Genomic DNA, 13892 nt, shown 5'->3' on the forward strand with positions numbered 1-13892 from the left:
TCACATCCTTAACTTAAAAACCTGGAGAACTCCATCATGATGAAGAACCAACTGGCTGGCTTGATGAAACAAGCGCAAGCAATGCAGGACAACATGAAGAAGGCGCAGGACGCGCTGGCCCTGATCGAAGTCGAAGGCCAGTCCGGCGCCGGCCTGGTGAAGGTTGTCATGACCTGCAAGAACGACGTCAAGCGCGTCTCGATCGACCCGTCGCTGCTGGCCGACGACAAGGACATGCTGGAAGACCTGGTGGCCGCCGCCTTCAACGACGCCGTGCGCAAGGCAGAAGCCACCTCCGCCGAGAAGCTGGGCGGCCTGACCGCCGGCATGAACCTGCCGGCCGGCTTCAAGATGCCGTTCTAAGGAGCGGCCCGGTTTAAGGCTATGTCCAAATCGCTGGAATTCCTGACGGAAGCCTTGCGCCGTCTGCCCGGCGTCGGCCCCAAGTCGGCGCAACGGATGGCGTTTCACCTGCTGCAGCATGACCGCGAAGGCGCGGACATGCTGTCGCGCGCGCTGCACCAGGCGGTCCACGCCGTGCACCACTGCGCGTTGTGCAATACCTTCACCGAAGAAGACGTCTGCGACACCTGCAACGACGAGCAGCGCGACCGCCGCCTGCTGTGCGTGGTGGAGACGCCCGCCGATCAGCTGATGATCGAGCAGACCCTGACCTACAAGGGCTTGTACTTCGTGCTGATGGGCCGCCTGTCGCCGCTGGACGGCATCGGCCCGAAAGATATTCACCTGGAAAAGCTGATCGCACGCGCCGCCGACGGCCTGGTCGATGAAGTGGTGCTGGCCACCAACTTCACCAACGAGGGCGAGGCCACCGCGCACTACATCAGCGAGATGCTGAAGGCGCGCGGCTTGCGCGTCAGCCGCCTGGCGCGCGGCGTGCCGGTCGGCGGCGAACTGGAATACGTGGACGCGGGCACCATCGCCCGCGCGATGCTGGATCGAAGGGCGACATGACTAAGAACACTTCCGGCCCGTTGGCCGGCATCAAGGTACTGGAACTGGGCACGCTGATCGCGGGCCCTTTTTGTGCGCGCATGCTGGCGGAGTTCGGCGCCGAGGTGATCAAGGTCGAGTCGCCCGACGGCGGCGATCCGATCCGCAAATGGCGGGTGCTGAAGGATGGCACGTCGCTGTGGTGGTCGGTGCAATCGCGCAATAAGAAATCGCTGACCTTGAACCTGAAACACGCGCGCGGCCGCGCCATCGCGCGCCAGCTGGCGCTGGAAGCCGACATCATCATCGAGAACTACCGCCCCGGCGTGCTGGAGAAGTGGGACATCGGCTACGAGCAGTTGAAGGCGGTGAATCCGTCGACCATCATGGTGCGGCTGTCGGGCTTTGGCCAGACCGGGCCGATGAAGGATCTGCCGGGCTTCGGCGCGATCGGCGAATCGATGGGCGGCTTGCGCTATGTATCCGGCCATGCGGACCGGCCGCCGGTGCGCGTCGGCGTCTCGATCGGCGATTCGGTCGCCGCGCTGCACGGCGTGATCGGCGCGATGATGGCCTTGCGCCATCGCGACGCCACCGGCGGCCGCCTGAAGGGCGAGGGCCAGATGGTCGACGTCGCGCTGTACGAATCCGTATTCAACCTGATGGAATCGCTGGTGCCGGAATTCGACCACGCCGGCGTGGTGCGCGAGCGCACCGGCGGCGCGCTGCCTGGCATCGTGCCTTCCAACACCTACACGACCAAAGACGGCGAGAACATCGTCATCGCCGGCAACGGCGACGCCATCTTCAAGCGCCTGATGCTGGCGATGGGCCGCATCGACATGGCGGGCGATGCCGGGCTGGAGCGCAACGACGGCCGCGTCAAGCGCACGCAGGAGATCGACGACGCGATCCAGGCCTGGTGCGATACGCAGGACATCGACGGCGCCTTGACGGTGCTGCAGGCGGCCGACGTTCCGGCCGGCAAGATCTACTCGGTGCGCGACATGATGGTCGATCCGCAGTTCCTGGCGCGCGGAATGTTCGAGCAGCACCACTTCGCCGACGGCACGCCGGTCAAGCTGCCGGCGATCTCGCCCAAGCTGTCGGCCACGCCGGGTCACACCAAATGGATAGGCCCGACGCTGGGCCAGCACAACGACGAAGTACTGCAATCGCTGGGCTACAGCACTGAGGACATCGCCGCCATGAAACGGGATGGGGTGTTGTAGCGCTCAGTCAGGAATGGCGCATAAGGGCTTGCCCATTGCGATTGCCAAGCCGATCAGTGCCTTGAATTCGGTGATGAACTCAGTTAGTTCAGATGGTACAAGTTTCTCAAGTGTGGAAATTTCCTGCGCCAACGCCGGCAGCTTGGCCGCAGGGAGATCGGCATCGGCATAGTAATCGGAGAAGCTCAGGAGTTTTTGTAGCTTCAATTCCTTCGCAAGCATCATCATTTCGTGATGCGGATCGGGCTCCAGCGAAACGGTTTCCGCTGGCTCGCCAGTTTCCGACAGCATATTCAGATCGTCGGTTCATCCAGCGCGCATTGATTGGACAGCATCAGGTTGATCGATTCGGGCGGCGAGGGATGGCCGAGGTAGTAGCCCTGGACCATGTCGCAGCCGTATTCCTCCAGCAGCACCAGCTGGGCGTCGGTCTCGACGCCTTCGGCCACCACCGCCATCTTCAGGCCGTGCGCCATGGCGATGATGGCGCGCGTGATGGCGGCGTTTTCGGAGTCCAGCGGCAGGCCGCTGATGAAGCTCTTGTCGATCTTGAGCGCGCGCACGTCGAAGCGCTTCAGGTAGTTCATCGACGAGTAGCCGGTGCCGAAATCGTCGATCGACAGGTACACGCCGATGCCGCGCAGCTGTTCCAGGGTCACCATGGTGGCGCGGGCGTCATCCATCAGCGTGCCTTCGGTCAGCTCCAGTTCCAGCAGCTCGGCCGGCAGGCCGGTGTCGTGCAGCGCCGACAGCACGATCTGCGTCAGGTTCTCATCCTTGAACTGCTTGGCCGACAGATTGACCGCCACCCGCACCGGCCGCTTGCCTATCGCTTGCCACGCCATCGCCTGCTGGCAGGCCGTGCGCAGCACCCATTCGCCGATCGGCACGATCAGGCCGGTCTCCTCGGCCAGCGGGATGAACTCGGTCGGCGAAATCACGCCGCGCTCCGGATGGCGCCAGCGCACCAGCGCTTCGACGCCGACGATCTGCGCGCTGGCGACGTCGATCTGCGGCTGGTACAGCAGATACAGCTCGTCGTTCTGCAGCGCCTTGCGCAGGCCCACCTCCAGCTTCACATGGCTCATGATCTGCATCGTCAGCGACGAGCTGTACAGCTTGGCGTTGTTCTTGCCGCAGTTCTTGGCGTGGTACATCGCCGTGTCCGCATACTTGAGCAGCGAGTTGCAATCCTCGCCGTCCTCGGGATACAGCGAGATGCCGATGCTGGCCGTGACGAAGATTTCGTGGGCGTCCAGCAGGAAGGGGCGGCGCATCGCTTCCTTGACGCGGTGCGCGACGTTGAGCGCGTTCTCGACCCGCTCCAGGTCGGGGATCAGGATGGTGAACTCGTCGCCGCCCAGTCGCGCCAGGTTGTTGCCGCCCAGTTCGGTGCGCGACACCACGTCGCTGGGGCGCGTGGTTTCGCGCAGCCGCTCGGAAACGGCCTTGAGCAGGTGGTCGCCGACGTCGTGCCCCAGCGTGTCGTTGATGCGCTTGAAGGCGTCCAGGTCCATGAACAGCACCGCGAACTTCTTGTTGGCCTTGCGCGAACGCACCAGCTCCGCCTCCAGCGTTTCCAGGAAGGCCTGGCGGTTGGGGATGCCGGTCAGGCTGTCGCAATAGGCCAGGCGGCGGATCTGTTCCTCGGTGCGCTTGCGCTCGCTGATGTCGCGCACCAGCCCCAGCACTTCGTCGGGACCGGTGGCCACCAGCCGCGCCTCGAAATGCCGCACCGGCAGCGGCGCCGGATGCTCGCCCTGGCGCGCGCGCGGGGCCGGGCCGGGAAGCGGCAGCTCGTAGTCCAGCGAGCGGATGTGCTGGGTGTCGAGCACCGTCTGCACCTGCTCCAGCATGTGCTGGGCGATGTCGTCCGGCAGCACCTGGCTCAGGTGCCGGCCCACGCACTGGTCGCTGGAAAACACGCCGCTGGCCTCGTGGCCTTGTTCGTAATCCAGGTAGTAGCCATCCTTGTTCATGCGGAAGAAGGTGTCGGGGATCGCCGCCAGCACCGCGCGGTGATGGGCGTCGGCGATGCGCAGGCGGGTGATGGCGTCGCTGGCGCGCAGCACGTACAGCACGCGGTGGCCGAGGATCGGCCAATTGATCGGCTTGGAGACGAAGTCGGTGGCGCCGGCCTCGTAGGCCTGGGTCACCGATTCCAGTTCGTCGCCGCCGGTGACCATGATGATGGGCACGGTGGTGTGCGATTCCAGCCGGCGGATTTCGCGGCACACGGCAAAGCCGTCCATGCCGGGCATCTCGACGTCCAGCAGCACCAGGTCCGGCGCCATGCTTTGGTAGCAGGCCACGGCCTTGACGCCGTCTTCGGCCTCGATCGCGTCCAGGCCCACCTGCATCAGCATTTCCAGCATCAGCATGCGCATCATCGGATCGTCGTCGGCGACCAGTACCAGGCCGCGCTTGGGGGAGGAGGGGATGGCCATGTCATATTTCCTTTTCCAGGATAGCTCCCAACGCCTGCCGCGCGGCCTGGAAAGATCGTTCCATCTCAGCCAGCAATGCGGCGGCGCCGGCGGTGGTGTTATTGCGGCCCAACAGCTCCAGTTCCTTGGCGCGCTGCGCCAGCGCATCGGCGCCGACGTTGGCGCTGCTGGACTTGAGGCTGTGGGCGGCCTTGCGCATCTGGACGGCGTTGCCGCTGGCAATCGCCTGCCGGATGGTTTGCAAATGGGTCGGCGTGTCTTCGAGAAACGCTTGCAGCACGCGCTCCAGCAGCGCATCGCCGTGGGTGGCGCTGAGGGCGCGGATGTTGTTGAGCGCCTGGCGGTTGATCTGCTGGTCCGGGGCGGCGGCCGGCGGCGTCCCCGCCGCGGCCTCGTCCGGCAGCGCCGCCATGCGCGGCAGGCTGATCCAGCGCGCGATGGTTTGCCCCAGCGCCTGCTGGGTGAACGGCTTGCTCAGATAGTCGTCCATGCCGGCGGCCAGGCAGGATTCGCGGTCGCCCTGCAGCGCGTTGGCGGTGATGGCGATGATCGGCAGGTTGCGCGCCCGCCCGCGCTGTTGCTGCTGGTGGCGGCGGATTTCCGCGGTGGCGGCAAAGCCGTCCATCACCGGCATCTGGCAATCCATCAGGACCAGGTCGAAATCGCCGGACTGCACCGAATGCAGCGCCTCCTCGCCGTTGCAGGCGCGGCTGACGTCCAGTCCCAGGCCTTCCAGCATGGCGCTGGCCACCTCGACATTGACGGGGTTGTCCTCGGCCAGCAGCACCTTGCGGCGCTTGCGCGCCCGGGGCGCCGGCGTCGGGCTGGCGCTGAGCGCGGTCAGCGGCGGGGCGGCGGGGGCGACGGCGGCCGGGACGGCCGCCGGGATTGCGGGCGGGACGCGCTCGCGCATGCGCGCGGCCGGCACATTGCGGCCGCTGTCGCCCGGGCGGGCCGGCGTGACGATGGCGTCGTACAGGTCGCAGGCGCGCGGCGGCTTGATCAGCTGGAAGGCGACGCCGGCCTCGCGCCGCTGCACGCTGTCGGCGGCCAGGCGCTCGGTGCTCAACAGCAACAGCCGCGAGGCGGCCAGTGCCGGCTCGGCGCGGATCGCCGCCGCCAGCGCCAGGCCGCTGGTGCGCGACAGCTCCATGTCGAGCACGACCACATCGTAGGCATGGCCGTTGGCCGCGGCCCGCCGCAGTTGCGGCAGGGTGTTGGTGGCGGTGGCGCTGGTGCTGGCGATTTGCCAGGCCGCCAGCTGCCGTTCCAGCGCGGCGCGGCTGGCGGGGTTTTCATCGACAATCAAAGCGCGGATTCCCTGGGTGGCGGTGGACGGATCGTCGAGATCGACGCGGCGTTTATCGAAATTTACGGCAAACCAAAATATCGACCCTTGAGTTAGCGCATGATCCACCCCTATCGTGCCTCCCATCAGCTCCACCAGTTGTTTTGAGATCGCCAGGCCGAGGCCGGTGCCGCCGTGTTTGCGCGTGGTCGAGCCGTCCGCCTGCGAGAAGGAATCGAAGATGCGCGCGCGCGCCTCGCTGGAGACGCCGATGCCGGTGTCATGCACCTCGAAGCGCAGGCCCACCGATTGCGGGTCTTCCTGCGCCACCGCGACCCGCAGCGTGATCTTGCCGCTCTCGGTGAACTTGATGGCGTTGCCCAGCAGGTTGAAGATGACCTGGCGCAGCCGGTTGGGATCGCCGCAGATGGCGACCGGGATGTGGTGGGCCACGGCCAGTTCCAGCCGTATGCCCTTGGCCTGCGCCTGCGGCGAGAACACGTTGTCGATATCGTCCAGCAGGTCGCGGAAGTTGAAATGGATGTATTCCACCGTCAGCTTGCCGGCCTCGATCTTGGAAAAATCCAGGATGTCGTTGATGATGACCAGCAGATGCTCGCCGGAGCGCTTGACCATGCTGGTGTAGTGGCGCTGCTGCTCGGACAGGCGCGTGGCCAGCAGCAGCTCGGTCATGCCCAGCACGCCGTTCATCGGGGTGCGGATCTCGTGGCTCATGGTGGCGAGGAAGGCGCTCTTGGCCTGGCTGGCCGCCTCCGCCGCGTTCTTGGCCTTTTCCAGCTGCTCGGTGCGCACGCCGACCTGGCGTTCCAGCTGGTCGCGGTACTGGGCCAGCGCGGCGTCGCGGCCCTCCACCTGCGCCAGCATGTCGTTGAAGCTGTCGATCAGCGCGCCCAGCTCGTCGTTGCGGTGATGGCTGATGCGCGGCGTCGCCTGGCCGCGGCTGACCTGCTGGGCCGCGGCGATCAGCTTGCCGACCGGATCGGCGAAGCTGCCCTTGAAATGCGCCGCCGCCAGCAGCGCCGTCATGAACGACAGCACGGCGGCCACGGCGGCGGCGCCCAGGTTCTTCAGGATGTCCAGCCACATCCGTGCCTGCGCGCCTTCCACCATCACCGTCCCGGCCACGGCGCCGCCGGCCGCGTCGTCGCTGCGCACCGCGCGGTAGACGCGCATGGCAGGCGCCCATGGCGGCCCGCTGCTTTCGGTGCGGAGATCGGCGCCCTCGGCCGGTAATTCGGCCGGCGCGGCCTGTTCCCGTGGCAGGGCGGCGGCGACATAGCGCGCCAGCAGCCTGCCGTCGCTGCCGTACAAGGCCGCCTGCAGGATGTCGCTCTCGACCGCCAGCGTGGCCAGCGTCTGCTCGGCCTGCTTGCGGTCGGCGTACAGCAGCGCCGTCCTGCTGTTGTTGCCGATTACGCCGGCCAGCGTGGACAGTTGCTGGCGCTCGTCGTCGGTGTGGCTGAGTACGGATGTGACGGCAAACGCGATGAACACCAGCATCAGCGCGCTGCCGGTGGACAGCGCGGAAATGATAGTCAGTCTCTGACTCAGGCCGGATCGTTCAAAGTTGAACATGGCGCGTTAGCGGTTGCAAACGGTGGGCGTCGAAAGCGTCGGCGCGGACGGGTGCAGCAAGCTGATCAGTAAGTGCCAATAGGAAAGGTATATTGGTCGAGGGGCGCGGGCATTGATCTGCGTCTAACAGTGCACGTTTGCGCGAGATCAAGCCCCACCGGCTTGCGCGACGCAAGCTGTGATCATGGAACGCAAAAAGATCCTGTTCGTGGCCGAGGCGGTGACGTTGGCGCATGTCGGCCGCCCGCTGGCGCTGGCGCAAACGCTGGACCGGCAGCGCTACGACGTGCACTTCGCCTGCGCGCCGGGCTACGAAATGTTCTTCAAGGGGAGCCACGTCAGCAGCTGGACCATCAGCAGCATCTCCAGCGCGCGCTTCCTGGCGGCGCTGGCGGCGGGCAAGCCGGTGTACGACGCGCCGACCCTGCAGCAGTATGTGGTGGACGACATGCGCATGCTGCAGGCGGTGCGGCCGGATGTGGTGATCGGCGATTTCCGGCTGTCGCTGTCGGTCAGCGCGCGGCTGGCGGAAGTGCCGTATGTCGGGCTGATCAACGCCTACTGGAGTCCCTACGTCGAGCAGCACTACACCGTGCCGGCCATCGGGCTGGCGCGGGTGCTGCCGATCGCGCTGGCCGACGGCCTGTTCCGGCTGGTGCAGCCGCTGGCGTTCGCCTTGCACAGCATGCCGCTGAACCGGGTGCGGCGCGCCTACCGGCTGCCGTCGCTGGGCCGCGACCTGCGCCGCGTCTACACCGACGCCGACCACGTGCTGTACTCGGACATTCCGGAAATGTTTCCCGCGCATGATATGCCGATCACGCATTCCTACCTGGGGCCCGTGGTGTGGTCGCCGCCCACCGGCCTGCCGCCGTGGTGGGACGCGCTGCCGGCCGCGCGGCAGATCGTCTACGTGACGCTGGGCAGCTCCGGGCAGGGCGCCTTGCTGTCCAAGGTGTTGCAGGCGCTGGCGCCGTTGCCGGTCACGGTCATCGCGGCGACCGCCGGCACCGTCGATCCCGGCCCCTTGCCGTCCAACGCGCGGGCGGCGACCTACCTGCCGGGGATGATGGCGGCGCAGCGCGCCGGCCTGGTGATCTGCAACGGCGGCAGCCCGACCAGCCAGCAGGCGCTGACGGCCGGCGTGCCGGTGCTGGGCATCGCGGGCAACCTGGACCAGTACCTGAACATGCACGGCGTGCTGGCCGCCGGCGCCGGCGCCCTGCTGCGCTCGGACCGCTTGAACGAGGGGCAGTTGCGCGACACCGCGCTGCAGTTGCTGGAGCAGCCGGGCCCGCGCGAGGCGGCCGGCAAGCTGGCGCAGCAGTTTCTGCGCTACGACGCCGGCGCGCGGCTGGCGGGCTTGCTGGCGCAGCTGCTGTGGCGTTAAAAAGCGGACGCCGGCTGTTTGCGGCGGCCCAGCGCCAGGCCGGCAAGGCTCAGGCCCATCAGCGCCAGCGTGGCTGGTTCCGGAATGGCGGCGGCGATGAAGCTCTGTGACGAATCGATCTTCAGGAACGGCACGGTGGATGGCGTCGCGCCATCCCACACGTGGGACGGGGTGAAGAACGACGGCACGTTGGTGGTGCCGGTGATCTTGTCGAGGAAGACGGCGTCGGTCACGATGTCCAGATAGGCGGGGTCGACATAGTCGATCTGGAAGCGCGAATCGAAGGAGCCGGTGCCCACCGGGCCGGACGCCGTGAAGCTGGCCTCGTTGAACACCAGGTGGCCCGACAGGATGAGGATGCCGTCGCCGTCGATGCCGCCGGCGCCGCAGCCGGCCGAGCTCGAACCGGCGCCGTAGCAGCGCACGGAACTGGCGCCGTTGCCCGGCACGGCGCGGCTGCCGTCGGTGATGTTGTCGAAGTAGATCGCCATGTTCTGCACGCCGGCGCGGATCGGGTCGACGTCCATCGCGGCGGACTGGCTGGCCGGCAGCGTGAAGTGGGCGGTGGTGGGGGTTTGCGCATCGACCAGCTCCTGGAAGCGTATCACCTTGGTGATCTCAAAGGTCGTGTTCAGGCCGGCCGGCGTGACGATGGCGGGGATGTTGCTGTTCGACATGGTGCCGATCACCATCTGCGAACGCAGCTCGGTCAGGTAGGGCGCGGCGGCGCCGGGACCGACGGTCCGGCCGGGAACAAAGCCGGTGGCCAGGCCGGTGTTGGTGACGTTGGTCCACAGGTCGGCATAGGTGCTGTAGACGCCGCTGCCGGAGGGATCCAGGCCGACGACGGGAGCGGCGATGGCGGCCACAGGCGCTGCCAGCGCGGCGGCGAGCATGGCGGCGGCCCATGCGGACTTGAAGATTTTCATGGAGAGTGCTCCTGGAAATGGCCCCGGGAATCGGGGTCGTACGACCTGCAGAGCAAAAGCCTTGCCAGGCTTGGCGATGGCTGTGGAATCAAGCACTTGGACGCCTGCGCGGTGCTCGGCGGCTGCCCGCTGTAAAGAATTCCGTCAGGCTGGCGTGCCGATAAAAAAAGCGGACGCCGGCTGGCTGCGCCGGGTCCGCTGTAAAGACCGCTGCTGCCGCGGTTCGGTTCAGGACTGCACTTTGCGGCGGCGACCCAGCGCCAGGCCGGCAAAACCCAGGCCCATCAACGCCAGCGTGGCCGGTTCTGGAATGGCGGCGGCGGCAAAGCTTTGCGACGAATCGACCTTCAGGAACGGCACGGTGGTTGGCGTCGCGCCATCCCACATCTCCGTTGGCGTGAAGAACGATGGCACGTTGGTGGTGCCGGTGATCTTGTCCTGGAAGATGGAGCCGGTCACGATGTCCAGATAGGCGGGATCGACATAGTCGATCTGGAAGCGCGAATCGAAGGAACCGGTGCCGATCGGGCCGGACGCCGTGAAGCTGGCGTCGTTGAACACCAGGTGGCCCGACAGGATGAGGATGCCGTCGCCGTCGATGCCGCCGGCGCCGCAGCCGCCCGAGGTCGAACCGGCGCCGTAGCAGCGCACGCTGCCGGCGCCGTTGCCCGGCACGGCCTTGCTGCCGTCGGTGATGTTGTCGAAGTAGATCGCCAGGTTTTGCACGCCGGCGCGGATCGGGTCGACGTCCATCGCGGCCGACTGGGCGGCCGGCAGCGTGAAGTGGGCGGTGGTGGGGGTTTGTGAATCGACCAGTTCCTCGAAGCGCACGACCTTGCTGATTTCAAAGGTGGCGTTCAGGCCGGCCGGCGTGACGATGGCGGGGATGTTGCTGTTCGACATAGTGCCGATCACCATCTGCGAACGCAGTTCGGTCAGGTAGGGCGCGGCGCCGCCGGGGCCGCCGACGGTCAGGCCGGGAATGAAGTTGGTGGCCAGGCCGGTATCGGTGACGTTGGTCCACAGGTCGGCATAGGTGCTGTAGGCGCCGGCGCCGGTCGGGTCCAGCCCCACGGTGGGGCCGGCGAGGGCGGCCACCGGTGCTGCCAGCGCACTGGCGAGCATGGCGGCAGCCAACGCGGGTTTCAATGTTTTCATGGATGCTCCTGGAAAATGCGAATCCGGGAATCGGGCTCGTATAACCCTATAGAGCAAAACCCTTGCCAGTGCTGGCGTTCCTTGTGAAATCAAGCACTTGCGCCTGCGCGGTGCGCGGGCGGCGCGCACGCTGTAAAGAATTCCGTCAGCCGGACATGGCGGCGGGCGCGGCCTTGAGCCGGCGGGCCGGGATGCCGCCCCAGATTTCGCCGGCCGCGATCTGCGTGTCCTTGGTCACCACGGCGCCGGCCGAGACGATGGCGTTGTCGCCGATCCGCACGCCGGCCATCACCACGGCGGTCGCGCCGATGGTCACGGTGTCGCCGATGGTCACCGCTTTCAGCTCCAGCTTGCTGCCTTCGATGACGTGCGCGAAGATCACGGCGTCGTGGCCGATGATGGTGTTGCTGCCGATGCGGGTCAGCGGCGGGTCGAGCAGCACGCCGGCGCTGTAGGTGTTGGCGCCCAGCTCGGCGCCCAGCGCCAGGTAGACCAGGCGCAGCAAAGGCACCGGGATGAAGTGCGTGCGGATCAGCGAATTGAACAGCAGCAGGTAGAACAGGATGTTGACGTTGGCGATCAGCTCGTGGCGCGAGTTCTCGGCCACCTCGCCCTCGTGCAGCGGCAGCGCGAACAGGAAGCCGCGGTACACCAGGAAGGCGTACAGGTAGGTCAGCACCACGCCGATGAGCAGCAGCAGCACGCCGCGGAAATCGCCCAGCGGCAGGCCGCCGAACAGCAGCGCGGTGGTGCCCGCGCCCAGCAGCAGGATCAGCACCAGCAGGCTCATGAAGACGGCGATCTGGCCGGGCTTGATGGCGCGCATCAGCTGCTCCTCTCCGGCCCGACCAGCAGCTCGCGCAGCGGCCGCCGCAGCGAACGCGCCTTGGCCGGCTCGCCGGCGCCGATGCGGCCCATGAACACCGCCGCCTCCCACGCCGGCTTGCCGACCAGCGCCTCGCCTTGGCGCGACAGTTCGGCCGCGCGTTCCTGCATGCCGGGCGTGCAGGAGAACACGCGCTCCTCGCGCACGTAGCGCGAAAAGATCAGCGGCGTCAGCTCCGGCTGCAATTGCAGGCTTTGCGCGGTGGCGGTCAGCCAGAAGCGCTGCATGGCGCGGCCGGCGGCGATGTAGTCGTCGATGCGCTGCGGCCGGCGCGGCGCCGTCAGCACGAAATGCGCGGCGCAGGCCAGGCCGGGGATCAGGTCCATCTGCAGCCGCGGCGCCACGGTGCCGGCCAGCCAGGTGTTGAAGAACTGGACGCGCCGCCAATCCTGCATGATCCAGCGCATCAGCCTGGCGGTCATGGTGTCCACGCCCAGCGCCTGGTCGGGAATGCGGTCCTCGCTGTAGCGGGCGTTCCACTCGATGATGGACTGGTGCACCTGGTGCGCCTCCGGCATGGTCAGCCGCAGCTTGGCGTTGCGGAACATCAGCCGCGCCGCCGCCATGCGCTGGCCGCCTTCCAGCCACCGCACCTGGTAGCCGGGCGGCAGCGTGGCCGCCAGCGCGGCCTTCTCCGACGGCGTCAGCGGACGGCGGCTGAGCGGGCGGCGCTGCACGCTGCGCGGCAGGATGGCATCGGCCAGAGGATCGGCTTCCAGCGCCGGCGCCGGCACGAACTCGACGCTGATGGTGGGGCGGCTGTCGGGCGCCTCCAGGTGGCGCATCGAGCGCATCTCCAGCTGGAAGGTGCTGGCGGCGATCGCCATCGTCTCCAGCAGCGCGCCGATCGAGATCTGGCTCGGATGACCGTCCAGGTCGTAGACGCAATGATCGCGCGTGTCGTGGCCGTGCACCACCAGCCGGCGGGCGTCGAGGATCTCGAAGCGCCACGGTTGCGTGTTGTCGCCGCTGGGCGCCCAGCGCGCCAGTTCGAGGATCTGTTCCAGCGTGGCGTCCAGATGCTGCTCCATCTTGCTCATGACTGACCTCCCGGCCGGCGCCGCCGCACCAGCATCATCGCCAGCCGTTGCAGCGGATGGCGGTTGCCGCCGGGGCGCCATGTGCGCACCAGCTTGTTACGATAGCCGTCGAACTGCCAGCCGCGTGGGGCCGCCAGCACCTCGCCGCGCCCCAGCAGGATCTTCAGCGCCTCGGTGGCGGCGGCGCCGGCGCACAGCTGGCAGCCCATGATGGTGGACGGCCCGCGCTGCTCCTTGAGATTGATGGCCGACGGATCGACCAGGTAGCCGCCGTGCAGGCCGGCCGGCGCCAGCCCGACCAGGAAGCGCAGCGCCTTTTCGTCGTCCGGCCGGTCGCCCCAGCCGAAATATTCCTCGAACGTCATCTGCCCCGGCAGGAAATTCAGCACCGCCGTGCCCATGCCCAGCGGCGCCGCCGTGACGGCCGGGATGCCCAGCCGCGCGCAGGCGGCGAAGGTCGCCTGGCGGGCGCCGAAGGCAAAGAAATCGAGGCCGTCGACGTACAAGTCTACACCGTCGAAGAAGGCGGCCAGGTTGTTGCTGTTGACGCCTTGGGGAAAACAGGTGAGCTTGATGTCGGGATTGATGTCGAGCGCCATCTCGGCCAGCACATCGACCTTGGGCCGGCCCAGCGTGGACATCATGGCGCCGACCTGGCGGTTGAAATTGGCGAGGTCGAAGGTATCGAAGTCGGCGATGTGAAACGCGCCCACCCCCAGCCGCGCCAGGGTCAGCAAGTGCACGCCGCCGACGCCGCCCACGCCGGCGATGGCGATGCGCTTGTCGCGCAGTACCGATTGTTCCGCCGGCGTAAGCCAGCCGATGTTGCGGGCGAACGCCTGCTCGTAAGAAAATGGGTATGTCATGGGTCTCCATCGTCCGCCGACTGCGCGGCTCAACAAAGTTAGACACACGGGCGCGGCAGGAAGTTCCGCGCCGGACGAAAAAAAACCGGGGTCAGATCCCCGGTTG

12 protein-coding genes are annotated in these 13892 nt (G+C 67.2%); 4 read left to right on the top strand and 8 right to left on the bottom strand.

Features of this window, described 5'->3' with window-relative positions; genetic code table 11:
* Positions 1-36: 36 nt before the first annotated feature.
* The 3 genes from ACEN9F_RS28330 to ACEN9F_RS28340 are packed head-to-tail and all read left to right on the top strand — an operon-like array spanning position 37 to position 2186.
* Positions 37-363 carry a YbaB/EbfC family nucleoid-associated protein gene (locus ACEN9F_RS28330; protein WP_070272932.1) on the top strand — a complete coding sequence of 109 codons (327 nt, stop codon included), beginning with the start codon at positions 37-39 and terminating at the stop codon, positions 361-363.
* Between the two features lie 21 nt (positions 364-384).
* Complete coding sequence (gene recR / locus ACEN9F_RS28335) at positions 385-975, top strand: recombination mediator RecR (RefSeq protein WP_413425595.1); 591 nt, start codon at positions 385-387, stop codon at positions 973-975.
* The gene (locus tag ACEN9F_RS28340) at positions 972-2186 is read left to right on the top strand and encodes a CaiB/BaiF CoA transferase family protein (protein ID WP_413425596.1); all 1215 of its coding nucleotides are present in this window, start codon (positions 972-974) and stop codon (positions 2184-2186) included. Before recR ends, ACEN9F_RS28340 begins: the two co-directional genes overlap by 4 nt.
* 3 nt (positions 2187-2189) lie before the next feature.
* Here ACEN9F_RS28340 and ACEN9F_RS28345 read toward each other — a convergent pair whose 3' ends face one another.
* The 3 genes from ACEN9F_RS28345 to ACEN9F_RS28355 are packed head-to-tail and all read right to left on the bottom strand — an operon-like array spanning position 2190 to position 7517.
* On the bottom strand, positions 2190-2477 hold the full coding sequence (locus ACEN9F_RS28345) for a hypothetical protein (RefSeq protein ID WP_413425598.1): 288 nt from the start codon (positions 2475-2477) through the stop codon (positions 2190-2192).
* Between the two features lie 2 nt (positions 2478-2479).
* Positions 2480-4633, bottom strand: coding sequence for a putative bifunctional diguanylate cyclase/phosphodiesterase (locus tag ACEN9F_RS28350; RefSeq protein ID WP_413425600.1), 2154 nt, complete (start codon positions 4631-4633; stop codon positions 2480-2482).
* 1 nt (position 4634) lies between these two features.
* The gene (locus ACEN9F_RS28355) at positions 4635-7517 is read right to left on the bottom strand and encodes a response regulator (protein ID WP_413425601.1); all 2883 of its coding nucleotides are present in this window, start codon (positions 7515-7517) and stop codon (positions 4635-4637) included.
* 184 nt (positions 7518-7701) lie between these two features.
* On the opposite strand from ACEN9F_RS28355, the gene ACEN9F_RS28360 reads away from it, so the two are divergent.
* Positions 7702-8907 carry a glycosyltransferase gene (locus ACEN9F_RS28360; RefSeq protein WP_413425603.1) on the top strand — a complete coding sequence of 402 codons (1206 nt, stop codon included), beginning with the start codon at positions 7702-7704 and terminating at the stop codon, positions 8905-8907.
* Here ACEN9F_RS28360 and ACEN9F_RS28365 read toward each other — a convergent pair.
* The 5 genes from ACEN9F_RS28365 to ACEN9F_RS28385 all read right to left on the bottom strand — a co-directional run bounded on the left by ACEN9F_RS28365 (position 8904) and on the right by ACEN9F_RS28385 (position 13786).
* Complete coding sequence (locus tag ACEN9F_RS28365; protein ID WP_413425605.1) at positions 8904-9836, bottom strand: PEP-CTERM sorting domain-containing protein; 933 nt, start codon at positions 9834-9836, stop codon at positions 8904-8906. The genes ACEN9F_RS28360 and ACEN9F_RS28365 overlap by 4 nt on opposite strands.
* A 228-nt stretch (positions 9837-10064) precedes the next feature.
* A complete protein-coding gene (locus tag ACEN9F_RS28370) occupies positions 10065-10994 on the bottom strand; it encodes a PEP-CTERM sorting domain-containing protein (RefSeq protein ID WP_413425607.1) in 930 nt (309 codons plus the stop codon).
* Between the two features lie 145 nt (positions 10995-11139).
* Positions 11140-11820 carry an acyltransferase gene (locus tag ACEN9F_RS28375; RefSeq protein WP_413425608.1) on the bottom strand — a complete coding sequence of 227 codons (681 nt, stop codon included), beginning with the start codon at positions 11818-11820 and terminating at the stop codon, positions 11140-11142.
* Entirely contained in the window at positions 11820-12920 is a 1101-nt protein-coding gene (locus ACEN9F_RS28380) for a nitroreductase family protein (protein ID WP_413425610.1), read from the bottom strand. The genes ACEN9F_RS28375 and ACEN9F_RS28380 overlap by 1 nt, the downstream gene beginning before the upstream one ends.
* Positions 12917-13786 (bottom strand): ThiF family adenylyltransferase, encoded by an 870-nt coding sequence (locus ACEN9F_RS28385; protein ID WP_413425612.1) that lies wholly within the window; start codon positions 13784-13786, stop codon positions 12917-12919. The genes ACEN9F_RS28380 and ACEN9F_RS28385 overlap by 4 nt, the downstream gene beginning before the upstream one ends.
* Positions 13787-13892: the final 106 nt, after the last annotated feature.

This window comes from Duganella sp. CT11-25, assembly GCF_047302815.1.
Classification (GTDB): Bacteria; Pseudomonadota; Gammaproteobacteria; order Burkholderiales; family Burkholderiaceae_D; genus Rugamonas.

Excerpts from the sequence above, each read along its gene's own strand:
- ACEN9F_RS28330 (WP_070272932.1), top strand. The coding sequence starts at position 37 with ATGATGAAGAACCAACTGGCTGGCTTGATGAAACAAGCGCAAGCAATG.
- recR (WP_413425595.1), top strand. The coding sequence starts at position 385 with ATGTCCAAATCGCTGGAATTCCTGACGGAAGCCTTGCGCCGTCTGCCC.
- ACEN9F_RS28340 (WP_413425596.1), top strand. The coding sequence starts at position 972 with ATGACTAAGAACACTTCCGGCCCGTTGGCCGGCATCAAGGTACTGGAA.
- ACEN9F_RS28345 (WP_413425598.1), bottom strand. The coding sequence starts at position 2,477 with ATGCTGTCGGAAACTGGCGAGCCAGCGGAAACCGTTTCGCTGGAGCCC.
- ACEN9F_RS28350 (WP_413425600.1), bottom strand. The coding sequence starts at position 4,633 with ATGGCCATCCCCTCCTCCCCCAAGCGCGGCCTGGTACTGGTCGCCGAC.
- ACEN9F_RS28355 (WP_413425601.1), bottom strand. The coding sequence starts at position 7,517 with ATGTTCAACTTTGAACGATCCGGCCTGAGTCAGAGACTGACTATCATT.
- ACEN9F_RS28360 (WP_413425603.1), top strand. The coding sequence starts at position 7,702 with ATGGAACGCAAAAAGATCCTGTTCGTGGCCGAGGCGGTGACGTTGGCG.
- ACEN9F_RS28365 (WP_413425605.1), bottom strand. The coding sequence starts at position 9,836 with ATGAAAATCTTCAAGTCCGCATGGGCCGCCGCCATGCTCGCCGCCGCG.
- ACEN9F_RS28370 (WP_413425607.1), bottom strand. The coding sequence starts at position 10,994 with ATGAAAACATTGAAACCCGCGTTGGCTGCCGCCATGCTCGCCAGTGCG.
- ACEN9F_RS28375 (WP_413425608.1), bottom strand. The coding sequence starts at position 11,820 with ATGCGCGCCATCAAGCCCGGCCAGATCGCCGTCTTCATGAGCCTGCTG.
- ACEN9F_RS28380 (WP_413425610.1), bottom strand. The coding sequence starts at position 12,920 with ATGAGCAAGATGGAGCAGCATCTGGACGCCACGCTGGAACAGATCCTC.
- ACEN9F_RS28385 (WP_413425612.1), bottom strand. The coding sequence starts at position 13,786 with ATGACATACCCATTTTCTTACGAGCAGGCGTTCGCCCGCAACATCGGC.